Source organism: Geomicrobium sp. JCM 19055, assembly GCF_000698185.1.
In the GTDB taxonomy this organism is placed as follows: domain Bacteria; phylum Bacillota; class Bacilli; order Bacillales; family Marinococcaceae; genus Geomicrobium_A; species Geomicrobium_A sediminis.
Genome location: NZ_BAXL01000007.1, coordinates 26,333 through 39,583 on the forward strand (window position 1 = coordinate 26,333; position 13,251 = coordinate 39,583).

The 13,251-nt window shown below is 43.1% G+C and carries 14 protein-coding genes and 2 pseudogenes; 9 read left to right on the forward strand and 7 right to left on the reverse strand.

Annotated features, from left to right (window positions below):
• Window positions 1-125 precede the first annotated feature (125 nt).
• Window positions 126-1,217, reverse strand: a complete 1,092-nt coding sequence (locus JCM19055_RS07535; protein ID WP_042359312.1) for a hypothetical protein — start codon at window positions 1,215-1,217, stop codon at window positions 126-128.
• A gap of 266 nt (window positions 1,218-1,483) precedes the next feature.
• On the opposite strand from JCM19055_RS07535, the gene JCM19055_RS07540 reads away from it, so the two are divergent.
• Window positions 1,484-2,617, forward strand: coding sequence for a zinc-dependent alcohol dehydrogenase family protein (locus JCM19055_RS07540; RefSeq protein WP_042359397.1), 1,134 nt, complete (start codon window positions 1,484-1,486; stop codon window positions 2,615-2,617).
• Between the two features lie 43 nt (window positions 2,618-2,660).
• Here the strand turns inward: JCM19055_RS07540 and JCM19055_RS07545 are convergent.
• From JCM19055_RS07545 to JCM19055_RS07555, 3 genes and pseudogenes are all read right to left on the reverse strand, one after another.
• Window positions 2,661-3,845, reverse strand: a pseudogene (locus JCM19055_RS07545) (acetyl-CoA C-acetyltransferase).
• Between the two features lie 2 nt (window positions 3,846-3,847).
• Window positions 3,848-4,501, reverse strand: a complete 654-nt coding sequence (locus JCM19055_RS07550) for a 3-oxoacid CoA-transferase subunit B (RefSeq protein ID WP_042359314.1) — start codon at window positions 4,499-4,501, stop codon at window positions 3,848-3,850.
• 15 nt (window positions 4,502-4,516) lie between these two features.
• The gene (locus JCM19055_RS07555; RefSeq protein ID WP_042359316.1) at window positions 4,517-5,212 is read right to left on the reverse strand and encodes a CoA transferase subunit A; all 696 of its coding nucleotides are present in this window, start codon (window positions 5,210-5,212) and stop codon (window positions 4,517-4,519) included.
• Window positions 5,213-5,310: 98 nt separating this feature from the next.
• On the opposite strand from JCM19055_RS07555, the gene JCM19055_RS07560 reads away from it, so the two are divergent.
• The 3 genes and pseudogenes from JCM19055_RS07560 to JCM19055_RS07570 form a co-directional block, all read left to right on the forward strand.
• A complete protein-coding gene (locus JCM19055_RS07560; protein WP_081833528.1) occupies window positions 5,311-6,222 on the forward strand; it encodes a LysR family transcriptional regulator in 912 nt (303 codons plus the stop codon).
• 122 nt (window positions 6,223-6,344) lie between these two features.
• The gene (locus JCM19055_RS07565) at window positions 6,345-7,895 is read left to right on the forward strand and encodes a long-chain-fatty-acid--CoA ligase (protein WP_042359399.1); all 1,551 of its coding nucleotides are present in this window, start codon (window positions 6,345-6,347) and stop codon (window positions 7,893-7,895) included.
• A 46-nt stretch (window positions 7,896-7,941) separates the two neighbouring features.
• A pseudogene (locus tag JCM19055_RS07570) lies at window positions 7,942-8,868 on the forward strand (aldo/keto reductase); the annotation flags it as partial.
• A gap of 183 nt (window positions 8,869-9,051) precedes the next feature.
• On the opposite strand, the gene JCM19055_RS07575 reads toward JCM19055_RS07570, so the two are convergent.
• Window positions 9,052-9,516, reverse strand: coding sequence for a hypothetical protein (locus JCM19055_RS07575; protein ID WP_193745353.1), 465 nt, complete (start codon window positions 9,514-9,516; stop codon window positions 9,052-9,054).
• Between the two features lie 114 nt (window positions 9,517-9,630).
• Between JCM19055_RS07575 and JCM19055_RS28910 the strand changes: the two genes are divergently transcribed.
• Both JCM19055_RS28910 and JCM19055_RS28915 read left to right on the forward strand, forming a co-directional pair.
• A complete protein-coding gene (locus JCM19055_RS28910; RefSeq protein WP_265181927.1) occupies window positions 9,631-10,356 on the forward strand; it encodes an MFS transporter in 726 nt (241 codons plus the stop codon).
• A gap of 81 nt (window positions 10,357-10,437) precedes the next feature.
• Window positions 10,438-10,881: an MFS transporter gene (locus tag JCM19055_RS28915; protein WP_265181950.1), complete on the forward strand. Its 444-nt coding sequence runs from the start codon at window positions 10,438-10,440 to the stop codon at window positions 10,879-10,881.
• Here the strand turns inward: JCM19055_RS28915 and JCM19055_RS07585 are convergent.
• Together JCM19055_RS07585 and JCM19055_RS31495 are read right to left on the reverse strand one after the other, a co-directional pair.
• Window positions 10,817-11,284, reverse strand: coding sequence for a glycosyltransferase family protein (locus tag JCM19055_RS07585; protein ID WP_052366067.1), 468 nt, complete (start codon window positions 11,282-11,284; stop codon window positions 10,817-10,819). The genes JCM19055_RS28915 and JCM19055_RS07585 overlap by 65 nt on opposite strands.
• Window positions 11,285-11,297: 13 nt before the next feature.
• On the reverse strand, window positions 11,298-11,495 hold the full coding sequence (locus tag JCM19055_RS31495; protein WP_193745354.1) for a glycosyltransferase: 198 nt from the start codon (window positions 11,493-11,495) through the stop codon (window positions 11,298-11,300).
• Window positions 11,496-11,696: 201 nt separating this feature from the next.
• Here JCM19055_RS31495 and JCM19055_RS07590 point away from each other — a divergent pair, with 201 nt between their 5' ends.
• The 3 genes from JCM19055_RS07590 to JCM19055_RS07595 are packed head-to-tail and all read left to right on the forward strand — an operon-like array spanning window position 11,697 to window position 13,198.
• Window positions 11,697-12,320, forward strand: coding sequence for an ABC transporter ATP-binding protein (locus tag JCM19055_RS07590; protein ID WP_052366068.1), 624 nt, complete (start codon window positions 11,697-11,699; stop codon window positions 12,318-12,320).
• Entirely contained in the window at window positions 12,277-12,453 is a 177-nt protein-coding gene (locus JCM19055_RS28920) for a hypothetical protein (RefSeq protein WP_265181928.1), read from the forward strand. Before JCM19055_RS07590 ends, JCM19055_RS28920 begins: the two co-directional genes overlap by 44 nt.
• Before the next feature lie 19 nt (window positions 12,454-12,472).
• Window positions 12,473-13,198 carry an ABC transporter permease gene (locus tag JCM19055_RS07595; RefSeq protein WP_042359318.1) on the forward strand — a complete coding sequence of 242 codons (726 nt, stop codon included), beginning with the start codon at window positions 12,473-12,475 and terminating at the stop codon, window positions 13,196-13,198.
• The last annotated feature ends 53 nt before the right edge of the window (window positions 13,199-13,251 follow it).

The window sequence follows — 13,251 nt, forward strand, 5'->3', positions numbered from 1 at the left end:
GCAGCCCCTAGTTTTACAAGATTTCATTTTTGGTTTGTGTACCGATGAGTTCTGAGCCACTTGCATCGCCAACGACTAATACAGTAAGTGCGATTGCTGCTACTAGCATCCAACTTTTCATAACCTTAATCACCTCCAATAACGTGTTTACCACCGCTTGCTTCATTTGATAGATGCAAATAGCGGTAGGCGTTCTCGAAATCTTCACGATCTCTAAAATGCTTTGATAAATCGTTGCATACTTCTGAAAATTCTCCGTGGAGATTGTTCTCTTGCAGAATCGCTAGTCCTTGATCAATGAGAGATAGATCAACCTTTATTTGAGCGTGGAGACCACGACTGATCAAGCATTTCGCACTGTATTCATTTAACTGAAGCGCTTCTTTAGCAATACTTGACTCCACTTCGTCTAACAGTTCGTGACCGCGGTCATTCATGCCGAGCTTAAAGTGGGTGTTAGCAATATGATACTTGGATTTAATTCGTATCATCGTTTTCTTCTGGTGGCTATCTGAATGGGCTCGCGTGTAAGACTTTAATGCCTTCTCAAAGTGTCCGTGCCGGTATTCGTTATTCGCTTTGGCATAATGGACAAGAGATCGATGATAAGGTTCCTTGTTCGCAAGTTGCTGAGCGTAGCTTGTGTACGTGTTCGATTTCTCATAGTAGCCTAGCTCCGAGTAAATCCCTGCTTTCATAATCAGGCAGTTCATTTGGAGTCGCATATGATCCTTTGAACCTTTGACAATATCGTACGCTTGATTAATGTAGGAGAGTGCGGTGATGTTCTGGTCTAGACGATAAAACACGTTCGCAATTCGAATGTAGAACTCAGCTTGCTCATAATTGTTCACATGAATAATGTGTTTCTCTGCTTCTTTGAAATGCTTCAGTGCACAAAGGTAATTCTCCATACTCGTCGCAATCATACCTTCATTGAAGTTATACAAGTAGTTCAAGATGTTGTTCGTCTCAAATGTTGCTTCCTTCAATTTCATGGAATGTTGGGCTATCGGTTGATGCATCATCTGTCCTGCAACAAATTGGTGTTTGAAATGTACCAAGTCATAATAAGTAGCTGCTTGCTTTGATACATGGATGTGATGAATCATTTCACTAATTTCTTTTTGATAGCGCTGAGCGTCATCGAGGTTGTACATGGAAAGCGCTCGTAACCAACTTCCGATCTTCGAGATGAGCGTATTCTCTATTGTCAACTTAGGGTCATCCTTTCTTGACTTTGTGTTTCTTAAAAAAGAGTATAATACAAAATATTGGAAAAAAACATCATTTTTTTGCACTTATTATGCAAATTAAAATTAAATTCGACATTATCTGAATTTAACATATAGTAATAAAGTAGAGCTCCCTTTGACTACATGTCGTATAAATCTATCTATTGTCGGAATATTGTTATACAATGAACATATTGTTGGAAAATTTAAATTATAAGATTAGATCACTTTAAAGGATGATGAACATGATCAAAACAAAAGCGGCGGTACTGTATGAGAGTGGTTTATCAATGCCTTACGCCAAGTCAAAGCCATTAAAGATTGAAGAAGTGAACTTACGAGACCCTGAAAGCGATGAGCTGCTTATAAAAGTACGCGCGGTCGGACTTTGTCACTCTGATTTATCGGTGATAAATGGTAATCGTCCACGGCAAACACCAATGGTTCTAGGGCACGAAGTGTCTGGCGTTGTCAAAGCAATTGGTGATCACGTGACGGACTTTGAAGTGGGTGACCATATCGTGACTAGTTTTATTCCAAACTGCGGTCAATGCTTACCGTGTAAAGAAGGAAGGCCAGCCCTTTGTGAACCAGGAGCAGAGGCGAACAATGCTGGAACAATGTTATCAGGTGGCTTACGGATTGAACATGCAGATGGAAGTGATGTGTACACCCATATCGGAATCTCAGGTTTTTCTGAGTATAGCATCATCTCAACAAAATCAGCGGTGAAAATCGACCGGGACGTTCCGTTTCATCACGCAGCTTTGTTTGGATGCGCGGTCATTACAGGGTTAGGTGCTGTTATTAATACGGCAGAAGTGAAACCTGGAACAGATGTAGCTGTTGTGGGGCTCGGTGGTATTGGGATGAATGCCTTACTCGGGGCGCAGCTTGCTGGAGCGAAAGAAATTATCGCTGTGGATGTAAATGATGCGAAGTTGGAACATGCAAAGGAGCTCGGAGCAACAGCTGTATTTAATACAACTGAGGAAGGTGTGGTTGAGCGCATTCGGGAGTACACGAACGGTGGGGTACACTATGCATTTGAAACGGCCGGGGTTGTGCCGGCTATGAAAACGGCGTATACGATTACTCGTCGAGGTGGAATGACAGTGACGAGTGGCTTGCCAGATCCGAAAGAAGAGTTCTCATTTCCGCAAGTCGGCCTCACTGCAGAAGAACGGACAATCAAAGGATCTTACTTAGGTAGTTGCGTGCCTATGAGAGATGTGCCACGCTACATCTCGTTGTTTAAACAAGGGAAATTGCCGATTGATCAACTAATCGGAGAACGAATTACGCTTGAAGAAATCAATGAAGGATTTGATCGGTTGCACGAAGGGAAGAGTCAGCGGATTATGGTTGAGTTTCCAGAGTAACCAAAAAGACGAGGCAACGTGGATTCACGTTGCCTCGTTCATTTTATGGACGCTCAATAATTGTTGCGACGCCTTGACCGCCACCGATACAAAGGGAAGCAATGCCAGTTTTTACGTCTCGTCGTTTCATTTCATGAATGAGTGTGACGAGTACCCGAGCACCGCTCGCGCCAATTGGATGGCCGAGCTAATGGCGCCCCCGTTTACGTTAATCTTCTCTTTCGGTAAATCCAAGTCACGCTGTACGGCAAGGGACTGAGCTGCGAAGGCTTCGTTCATCTCGAACAAGTCGATATCTGAAACGGACAAGTTGGCTTTTTCTAGGGCCTTCTTCGTTGCCGGTACTGGACCGATTCCCATCAATTTCGGACTCACACCTGCACTTGCATTGGAACGGATTGTGACGAGTGGTGTAAGGCCTAATTCTGCTGCTTTGGTTTCGCTCATGACGAGAACGGCCGCCGCTGCATCGTTAATGCCAGATGCGTTTCCAGCAGATACACTGCCGTCTTTTTTTGAAGGCAGGGCGTAGTTTGCCGAGCTTATCTGCTGTCGTACCAGGACGAATATGCTCATCTTGCTCAAAGCGTATTGGATCACCTTTACGCTGAGGGATGTACACAGGCGCAATTTCATCAGAGAAATGACCATTTGTTTGTGCTTGTTCTGCCTTTTGGTGACTCCAAGCAGCGAATTCATCTTGTTGCTCGCGAGTAAAGCCGTATTCGTCATTAATGTTCTCAGCTGTAATGCCCATATGGTAATTTTCGAGTCCGCAAGTTAAACCATCATGAACCATGCTGTCGACGAACTTCTGGTCGCCCATTCCAAACCCACTACGGGCATTCATCGTTAAGTATGGCGCCTGGCTCATGTTCTCCATGCCGCCTGCAATTACGATGTCGGCATCTTCATTTTGAATCGCTTGTGTTGCTAAGTGCACAGCTTTCAAACCAGATCCACACACTTTGTTAATGGTCATGCTCGGTACAGACTCAGGAAGACCAGCTTTCATTGCGGCTAGTCTTGCAGGATTTTGTCCGAGACCTGCTTGCAATACATTTCCTAAAATCACTTCATCAATCTGATCTGGTGTAACTCCAGATTTATTCAGTAATTGTTCAATGACTGTTTTTCCTAGATCAATCGCTGACACCGAGGATAGGCTGCCTTGGAAGCCACCGATCGCGGTACGAGTCGCTTCAACGATCACGACATTTTGGCTCATGATTATTGACCTCCTGACAAGCTTGGATCAATGGTAAAGTCAGCATCTGTGTTTTCTTTGATCGATTCAATGCTGTGACCATTAAGTGCTTCACGCAACACCATGCCTTCATTAGTGAAGTCGAAAACGGCCATATCTGTAATGACTCGGTTGACGACACCTTGACCGGTAAGAGGCAAGTCGCATTGCTTCTTGATTTTTGCTTCCCCAGCTTTGTTCGTATGCGTCATAATAATAACGACTTTACGCGCTCCTTGAACGATGTCCATTGCACCGCCCATGCCTTTGACCATCTTACCTGGAATCATCCAGTTTGCTAGATCACCAGTTTGTGAGACTTCCATACCACCGAGGATCGTTAAATCAACGTGTCCACCACGAATCATCGCAAACGACTCGGCATTGTCAAAGAAAGCAGCGCCAGGTTTTGCGGTTACTGTCTCTTTACCTGCATTAATTAGGTCGGCATCTTCCTCCCCTTCAATGGGATAGTTCCCGATGCCGAGCATGCCGTTTTCAGAATGCAAGAAGATGTTTTTTTCAGCTGGAATTTTGTCAGCAATCATTGTCGGCATTCCGATGCCCAAGTTGACGACCATTCCTTCTTCAATTTCTTTTACTGCACGGTTAATAATGATTTCTCTAGAGTCGCTCATCACTGTCAGCTCCTTTTAGGCTTTACGAACCGTAAGGCGTTCGATTCGCTTTTCATAGTTTTTGCCAAGTAATAGTTCTTGCACGTAGATACTCGGTGTATGAACATGATCAGGATCTATTTCGCCAATTTGAACGAGTTCTTCCACTTCAGCAATCGTATGAGTTCCTGCAGCTGCTGCAAGTGGGTTAAAGTTGCGAGACGTTTTACGGTACACGAGGTTGCCGTAAGGGTCGCCTTTCCATGCTTTAACGAGTGCGGCATCCCCTTTAATTGCCTTTTCAAAGATGTACGTCTTGCCATCGATTTCTTTATGCTCTTTGCCTTCGGCAATCGGTGTTCCGACACCTGCTGGTGTATAGAACCCACCAATACCTGCACCGCCTGCACGAATGCGTTCAGCAAGTGTGCCTTGTGGGGTTAGCTCAACATCTAATTCGCCATTTAAAAATTGCTCTTCAAACACTTTATTTTCGCCAACGTATGACGCAATCATTTTATCAATTTGCTTGTTTTGCAAAAGAAGACCAAGTCCCCAGTCTGCAACGCCACAGTTGTTACTTACGACGGTTAAGTTTTTCGTGCCTTGTTTTGCTAGCTCAACGATCGCATTCTCAGGAATTCCACAAAGTCCAAATCCTCCGACAATAATCGTGTCGCCATCCTTAATATTCTTTATGCTTTCTGTAAAAGAAGAAGCTACTTTTGTCATCGCCAAGTCTCCTTTTTCTCTTTAAGTTTGTATTCACTTTACTATAAGCGCTTACATAAGTAAAATATATAATTATAATAATAGTATTCCATAAAGGAATGAGTCGTTCATTGATGCAAATAAAACAGTTTCGTTATTTTATAGAAGTTTATCAACAAGTGAGTTTTTCAAGAGCGAGCGAAAAGCTTGGAATTAGTCAGCCGGCGTTAAGTAAAGTGATTGCTCAGTTGGAAGAAGAGCTAGAACTGCAATTGTTTGACCGCTCAACACGTCAACTTCAAATCACCGCTGAAGGGGAAGCGATGTATGAATACGCACAAAAAGTCATTCGTGAAGTCGAAGACTTTAAGCAAGCGGCAGTGGATCTTCGGACAAAGCACAAAGGACATTTCAGGTTCGGCTTACCGCCAGTCATTGGTTCGAGTTTCTTTCCGAAAGTGATCTCAGCGTTTCAAAAGCAGTATCCTGATGCGAAGATGAGCATCGTAGAAGAAGGCGCGCGTGTTGTCCAACAATCCATCTTGCACGGGAAATTAGATGTAGGCATTGGAATTCTGCCGATTTCAGACACAGAACTCGAAGTCATTCCAATCGTCAAAAGAAAATTACTGTTGGTCGTTTCGAATGAGCATCCATTGGCGGACGCGAAGAAGGTTATGATGTCTGAACTGAAGGGAGAGCAATTTCTTTTATTTAAGCGAGGTTTCTCGTTGTATGACCGAGTTCGAGAAGCATCAATTGATTCAGGGTTTGAGCCGAATGTGATTCATGAGAGTACGCAATGGGACTTTCTTTTAAAGATGGTGAAAGAGAATCTAGGTGTTAGCTTCTTACCCGAGACGATTGTCGAAGACTCGAATCAAGCAGGGATTCATGCTATTGAAGTCGATCATCCGTTAATTCACTGGAACCTTGCGCTAATCTCACGGAAGAACGGCTACCAATCCCCTGCTACTGCAGCTTGGATTGACTATGTGAAAGCTTATTTCAAAGAAGAAGCAGAATACTAGGTGGTATTCTGTTTCTTTTATAGTGTGCAAGCAATCAGTTGCAATTGAAATTAGAGTTAGTGTACGATGCAACTACAATTCTTATTATTCAGACATATAAGGAGTGGGTGACTGTGACAGAGATGATTTTAACCGATTTTTTGGATCGTGCGGTACGAGTATATGGTGAAAAGAAGGCAATTATTGATCAAAACGATCGAGCCTATACGTATACAGAAATTAATGATCGAGTGAATCAACTGTCTCACGGGCTCTCTGCACTCGGAATTCAAAAGGGTGATCGGGTTGCCTATTTAGCACCGAATACGCTTGAAATGTTCGAAGGGTTTTACGGAGTGTTTCAAGTAGGTGCAATTATGGTTTCATTAAATACACGTTTAAAGTCAGATGATTATTTGTACATTCTTAATCATAGTGAAAGCAAAGCGCTGTTTGTTGATCATGAATTGTATGACTTAATTGCACCAATCTTACCGAAACTTGAAACGGTGCAGTCTGTAGTTGTACACGGAGCAGAGCGCTCATCAGGCTCATACTTTGCGTATGATTCTTGGTTACAGTCACAAGAGAGTGTTCCTTATTCACGAGCAGATTTAAGTGAAAATGATTTGTGCTCCATTCTTTATACGAGCGGGACGACAGGGAAGCCAAAGGGTGTTATGCTCACGCATCGAAGCAATTACTTACATGCGCTGAGTACGATGCATCACCTTCAAGTCAGCGACCAAGATACGCTGCTTCACGTACTACCGATGTTCCACGTCAACGGCTGGGGTTCTCCGTTTTACTACACAGCGAATGGTGCGACCCAAGTGATGCAAAAGAAAACCGATCCGTCAGAAATTCTAGAGCGAATGGACCGATATGACGTATCAGTAATGCACATGGCACCAACAGTACTTGGCAGTTTAATCGATCAGTACAAAGCAAAGAAGTGCAACATTACGCAAGATGTGCGAGTCGTTATTGCGGGTGCTGCACCGCCTCAAGCATTTGTGAAGACGTTAGAAGAAGAGATTGGGTTTACGTTTATTCAAGTGTATGGCATGACCGAGAGTTCGCCTTTGTCTCTCATTAGTTATCTGTCTTCAGAAGACGATGATTTAGTCGGAGATCGTTATTACGAGGCAAAAGCGAAACAAGGGTTTGAAATGATTGGCTCTAAAGTGCGGGTCATTAATGACGAAGGGAAAAGCGTGCCAACTGACGGAAAAACGGTCGGTGAGCTCGTCGTCAAAGGTCATGGAGTGATGAAAGGGTATTGGAAGAATGATGAGGAGACAGCACGAACGATTCGGGACGGCTGGCTTTATACAGGTGATATGGCGACTGTTGACGATCGCCATCGGGTTCAAGTTGTTGACCGCAAAAAGGACATCATTATCAGTGGAGGAGAGAACATTTCATCGATTGAAGTTGAAAGCGTTTTCTATGACCACCCTTCGGTAAAAGAAGCAGCGATCGTCGCAAAACCTGATGAAAAGTGGGGCGAAACTCCTCACGCCATCCTCGTGTTAAGGGAAGGGCATCAAGCGACGGAGCAAGAAATGATTGACTATGCACGAAGTAAGTTGGCCCACTTTAAATGTCCTCGTTACGTGACATTTTTAGAAGAACTACCAAAAACAGCGAGCGGTAAAATTCAGAAAGTCTATTTGCGAGACTTGGTTTAACGGCAATAGATTTGTGCAATAGCAATAGAAAGGAGTGAGGCAGTTGGTGAAGCACGTACAATTAGGAAAGTCAGATGTCCATGTACATCCGATCGGTTTAGGCACAAATGCGGTTGGCGGTCATAACATTTATCCGAACATGCTCGATGAAGAAGAAGGACGTAATGTTGTTCGGTCTGCGATCAACAATGGAATCACGATGCTTGATACGGCATTTATTTACGGACCTGAGCGTTCGGAAGAACTCGTCGGTGAAGTCGTTAAGGAATACAAACGAGAAGATCTTGTAATTGCAACGAAAGCTGCACACAAGGCTGTTGGCGATACGATGGAGTTTGATAACTCTCCACAATTTTTAAAGCAATCAGTCGATGATGCCCTCAAACGATTGCAGACGGATTATATCGATTTGTTTTACATTCATTTCCCAGATGAATCAACACCAAAAGCAGAAGCCGTGGGGGCATTGAAAGAACTTAAAGATGCTGGGAAGATCCGCTCAATTGGAGTATCTAACTTTTCACCCGAACAGCTAAAGGATGCGAATCAAGACGGTTACGTTGATGTGTTGCAAGCAGAATACAATTTACTGAACCGTCAAGCAGAATCCGACTTTTTCGCTTACACAACAAAAGAGGACATTACGTTTATTCCTTATTTCCCACTAGAGTCGGGATTACTCGCAGGAAAGTATACTGAGAATAGTACGTTTACTGACTTTCGTTCGAAAAAGCCATCGTTTCAAGGAGAAGCGTTTAAAGAAAACCTCGCAAAAGTCGAACGTGTTCGTGAGATTGCCGATGCAAAAGGAGAAGACGTAGCGCACGTAATTTTGGCATGGTATTTAACGATACCCTCTGTCGATGTGTTAATACCTGGAGCAAAACGTACCGACCAAGTGAAAACGAGTATCCGAGCGGCAGAGATGGCGTTAACGGATCAAGAGATACTTGTTATTGATGATATTTTTTTCATGAACGAGGAGTGTGTACTCCTCGTTTTTTTGATCGTTAGCGAATATTTTAACGCGCAGGAGAAAGTGCTGAGCGTTTAAAATTTGAATATAACCCTGTGCCTTTGACCGCGAGGAAGTCAAAGTAGCGCGAAGCCAAGTGTAGCGCGGATCAAAACGAGGGAATCTCATTAGATTTCTTGTCTATGTGGTCAGAGCATAAAATCGCCCCGCTGAACGAATCGAAACAAAAACCACTGAGCGCTTAGCCCAGTGGTTTTTAGGTTTCACATCGTCTTCTTTCGAATGTCCGGTTACATAAAGTGCGCCTAAGATGAGGGGGATTTGTAATGGAAGACGTAGCCAGAGAAATACGGGGTGAATTTTCTTTCCATTAATGTATGTACGATTCTTGGCTGCCATATAGATGTTAGCTGGAAAGACGATAATCATAAACAGTGCGAGAAGTTTACCAGTGAGTTTCTGACCCTTTTGGACCCAAAGAAGAACGGAGAAAGCGAGTTCCATTACGCCGCTTACGAGGACAATTAGTCGTCTGAACGGTAGGAACTTCGGAACAATGCTTCGAAACAGTTTCTCATGAGTAAAGTGTAAAACACCTGCTGCGAATAAGATCATAGAATAAATTGTACGGAACATTGTAATCATCACGTCACGCCTTTTTAGCTGTCTATACCATTATCTGGACATTCTCAAACGTGAGGTTGTGGACGATTCCAAGTTCGCGTATTAGACTTAAGAGAATAGAAAGAAGGCGTTAGTGTGACTTATATTCAAAGTGGGACGAAAACATACTACTCTGCGGCGATCGCGTTATTTTTTGCTGGGTTTGTAACGTTTGCAACGATTTACGCGACTCAACCTTTGCTTCCCATTTTTTCTGATGAATTTGGTGTTACCGCTCAATCAGCGAGTTTAACCATTTCAGTTACAACAGGTATGCTTGCGATTTTGTTACTCGTGGCAGCACCGTTATCGGACCGGTTCGGTCGGAAAAATGTAATGGTTTTATCGATGATTTTAACGGCTGTTATGGGACTTCTCACAGCGTTTAGTCCGAATTTTGGAACGCTATTATCAATTCGCACGTTCCTCGGCATAGCTGTGGCAGGTGTCCCTGCAATTGCTATGACCTATGTTGTAGAAGAATTTGATCAAAACAGCCTCGGAAAAGTAATGGGGCTCTACATTGCAGGTTCAAGCATTGGGGGAATGAGCGGCCGGCTCATTACAGGGGTTTTGACAGACATTTGGAATTGGCAAGTGGCGCTTTCAGTGCTTGGAGGGTTGTCCATTGTAATGAGTGTGTTGTTCGTGTTTATGCTGCCGAACTCAAAGCATTACACCCCTAAGAAATCTTCAATTAATCAAGCGTTACGGCGATATGGATCTGTCTTGAAACAGCCACAGTTAATGGCAGTCATTTCACTAGGTTTATCCTTATGGGCTCTTTTATCGTTCTCTTTAATTATTTCGCTTACTTGTTAATGGAGCCACCGTTTTCTTTATCTCAAGCGGTTATCGGTTTCATTTACGTCGTGTATTTAGCAGGAACGTTTAGTTCGGTTTATATGGGTAAAAAAAGCTGATCGACACGGAAAGCCTGCAGTGATTCTTCTAGGAATCGGTTTAATGACGGTTGGTGCATTGCTCACGTTAGTGCCGCTGTTGCTGATTACGATACTTGGCGTTGTGGTCTTTACATTTGGTTTCTTTGGCGCACACTCTACCGCAAGTGCATGGGTTAGCCAACGTGCTAAGGAATATCGATCTCAAGCATCTTCGCTTTATTTGTTTGCTTATTACGCAGGTTCAAGCATTGCTGGAGCCATCGGTGGCTTCTTCTATACCTCGTTTGCGTGGCTTGGCGTTGTTGTCTTTATGCTTGGATTGCTCGCTCTTGCTGTACCGGCCATTCAATTTGCAAAAAAAAGAACGAGCAGAAGAGCTATAGCCGTTGTTCTTTCCAATCAAGAAACTTTAAGCGATATTCTTCATAACGTTCCATATTAATAATTGGACCGCATTCATGGATCACCCAAGGGTATCCTTGCTGTGGAATGCCAATGTCGTACCCGTAAGTTTTGAACTGTTCACATTGAGAAATATCATAGAAATGCCAATCGTCAAAGACGGATGACTCCCATTCAAGATCGTATTGCGTCATCATGATTAATCCGTCAATCGCTTCAACAGATTGATAGTGGCCCGCTGGTTCTTGGAGTACAGACATGACGTAGTAATCTTTATCTTCGAGAATTTTTCCGAACCGACTTGGGCTATCCCACCAGAGGCCTTGGTCGTTTAGCTGTTCACAACCTACAACTCCGAGCATCCCTACCTTCGGAAAGTTGAGGAAGATTTCGAGCATATTATAAAGCATCATATGGTGGATAATCATCACATCTTGATGCATGTAAATTTTATATTTAGCATCGGTTTTTTTTCATGCCTTTATTGTATCCTTCTGTCATACTTTCGGCACCGCGAACTGCGATGACTTCAATGGTATATCCTTTGGGGACGGATAAGAGCGAGATATGTCGTAAGCACTTGATGTAGTAAGATTCATCGTTCACACACAGTAAAAATGCAATTTTTTTTATCGTCCATGTACTTCTCCCCACTTTATCTGTTCTGAAACTATCTATATGCAATCAAAACGAATTAGCCACAAGAAATTTAAGGAGGTGCTAGCTGATGAAACCTCTTGTTGTGAAACAATTGAGTCGAACGTTCAAAGGTCATAAAGTGATCAACGATTTATCATTTTCACTGGATCGGGCTTAATTTATGGGTTTTTAGGGCCGAATGGGTCTGGGAAGACGATGACGATTCGTTTAATCGTCTCTTTAATAAAGATGGACCGCGGGGAAGTCTTTATTGAAGGAAAGGACCTTAACAAAAACCGTGAAGAAGCGCTGCAACACATTGGTGCGATTGTTGAAGACCCTGATTTGTATACGTACTTATCGGGCAGACAAAATCTTGAACACTTTGCAAGGATGAGTCAAAAGCCAATTAGTGAAGAACGAATTGAACAAGTCATTGACCTAGTAGAACTCACAAATCGAATTGATGACAAAGTAAAAACGTATTCTCTGGGCATGAAGCAACGACTTGGCATTGCGGTATCCATTCTTCATCAACCATCCGTATTAATTCTTGATGAACCGACAAACGGTTTAGATCCAAATGGAATAAAAGAACTGCGCTATTACTTACGTCGCTTAGCCAAGCAAGATGGGGTAACGTTGCTCGTTTCGAGTCACCAACTTCGTGAAGTTGAAGTGCTTTGTGACCGTGCCATCGTCATTAAAGATGGTCAAGCTGTTGATGAATTTGATTTGCGTTCGTCAGCGACTGAAAGTACGTATACGATTCATGTTACAGCGAGTCCAGAAGCCGATGCACATACAGTTAGCGCAATTTGGGAACGTAGAAAAAAATGAGAATCAGTTTGTCATTTACGACCAACCGTATGAGCAGATTCCAGCGATCGTTGAAGCGCTCGTTCAGCAGAACGTCAGGTATATGAGATACGTTACGAACAAGGGTTGGAAGAGCGCTACTTCTCGTTATTAGAGTCAGAGAGGGATGAACGATGAAAGTGTTAGTCATTAATGAGACGTTAAAAGCATGGCACGGTCGGAGAATTGGACTCGCGATGATGATGATGTCTATTCTGATTCTGTTTATCTTTATCGTTGCGATTGCGATTGATCAATCCTTTGGGTTATTGCTTACGACAGAGGAGTTTGTCACGATCGGTTCTGTTCTCCATATCTTTATTATGTTGTACAGTTTTGTGCTCGTGACCGGAGCAATCTCAGGTGAAGCATCGACAGGTACGATCAAGCAATTACTCATAAAACCAGTATCGCGTCATCGAGTTTTGTTATCAAAGTGGTTGACGAACTTAGTGATTAGCTTTTTGCTTTATTGTTTTGTGTTAGCGTTGCTTTTCGCTTTTGGGTTGTTCTTTCCGCACGTTGTGCCACTTTCGTCAACGTTCTATTACTTATTTGAAACCGCATTGTATACGACGCCGTCACTTATCTTTTATGTAGCGCTAGCAACGTTATTTGCGGTCATTACGAAAAACACCGCCGTTACGATTGTACTAACAATCTTGCCATACTTTTTTGCAGATTTGTTCGTATTACTTGCTGCTGAATACGACTGGGCTTCTTGGATTGTGTTTGCTCATATTGATGTGTTTAACAACTACAATCCTGTCTCCTTAGCTCCGCCGCCATTCCCATCAATGTGGGCGTCAATTGGATTTCTACTTATTCATATCGCATTAATGTTGGCGATCGCCACATGATTTACAAAAGACAGGATGTTTTATAGCGTCCTGTCTTAAACTGTTGAAGAGGT

Bases quoted from the DNA above. Each gene is read 5' to 3' on its own strand.
- JCM19055_RS07555 (WP_042359316.1), bottom strand. From the start codon at position 5,212: ATGACAAAAGTAGCTTCTTCTTTTACAGAAAGCATAAAGAATATTAAG.
- JCM19055_RS07575 (WP_193745353.1), bottom strand. From the start codon at position 9,516: ATGATTACAATGTTCCGTACAATTTATTCTATGATCTTATTCGCAGCA.
- JCM19055_RS07565 (WP_042359399.1), top strand. From the start codon at position 6,345: ATGATTTTAACCGATTTTTTGGATCGTGCGGTACGAGTATATGGTGAA.
- JCM19055_RS07585 (WP_052366067.1), bottom strand. From the start codon at position 11,284: ATGCATCAAGATGTGATGATTATCCACCATATGATGCTTTATAATATG.
- JCM19055_RS28920 (WP_265181928.1), top strand. From the start codon at position 12,277: ATGCACATACAGTTAGCGCAATTTGGGAACGTAGAAAAAAATGAGAAT.
- JCM19055_RS07560 (WP_081833528.1), top strand. From the start codon at position 5,311: ATGAGTCGTTCATTGATGCAAATAAAACAGTTTCGTTATTTTATAGAA.
- JCM19055_RS07590 (WP_052366068.1), top strand. From the start codon at position 11,697: ATGACGATTCGTTTAATCGTCTCTTTAATAAAGATGGACCGCGGGGAA.
- JCM19055_RS07550 (WP_042359314.1), bottom strand. From the start codon at position 4,501: ATGAGCGACTCTAGAGAAATCATTATTAACCGTGCAGTAAAAGAAATT.
- JCM19055_RS07595 (WP_042359318.1), top strand. From the start codon at position 12,473: ATGAAAGTGTTAGTCATTAATGAGACGTTAAAAGCATGGCACGGTCGG.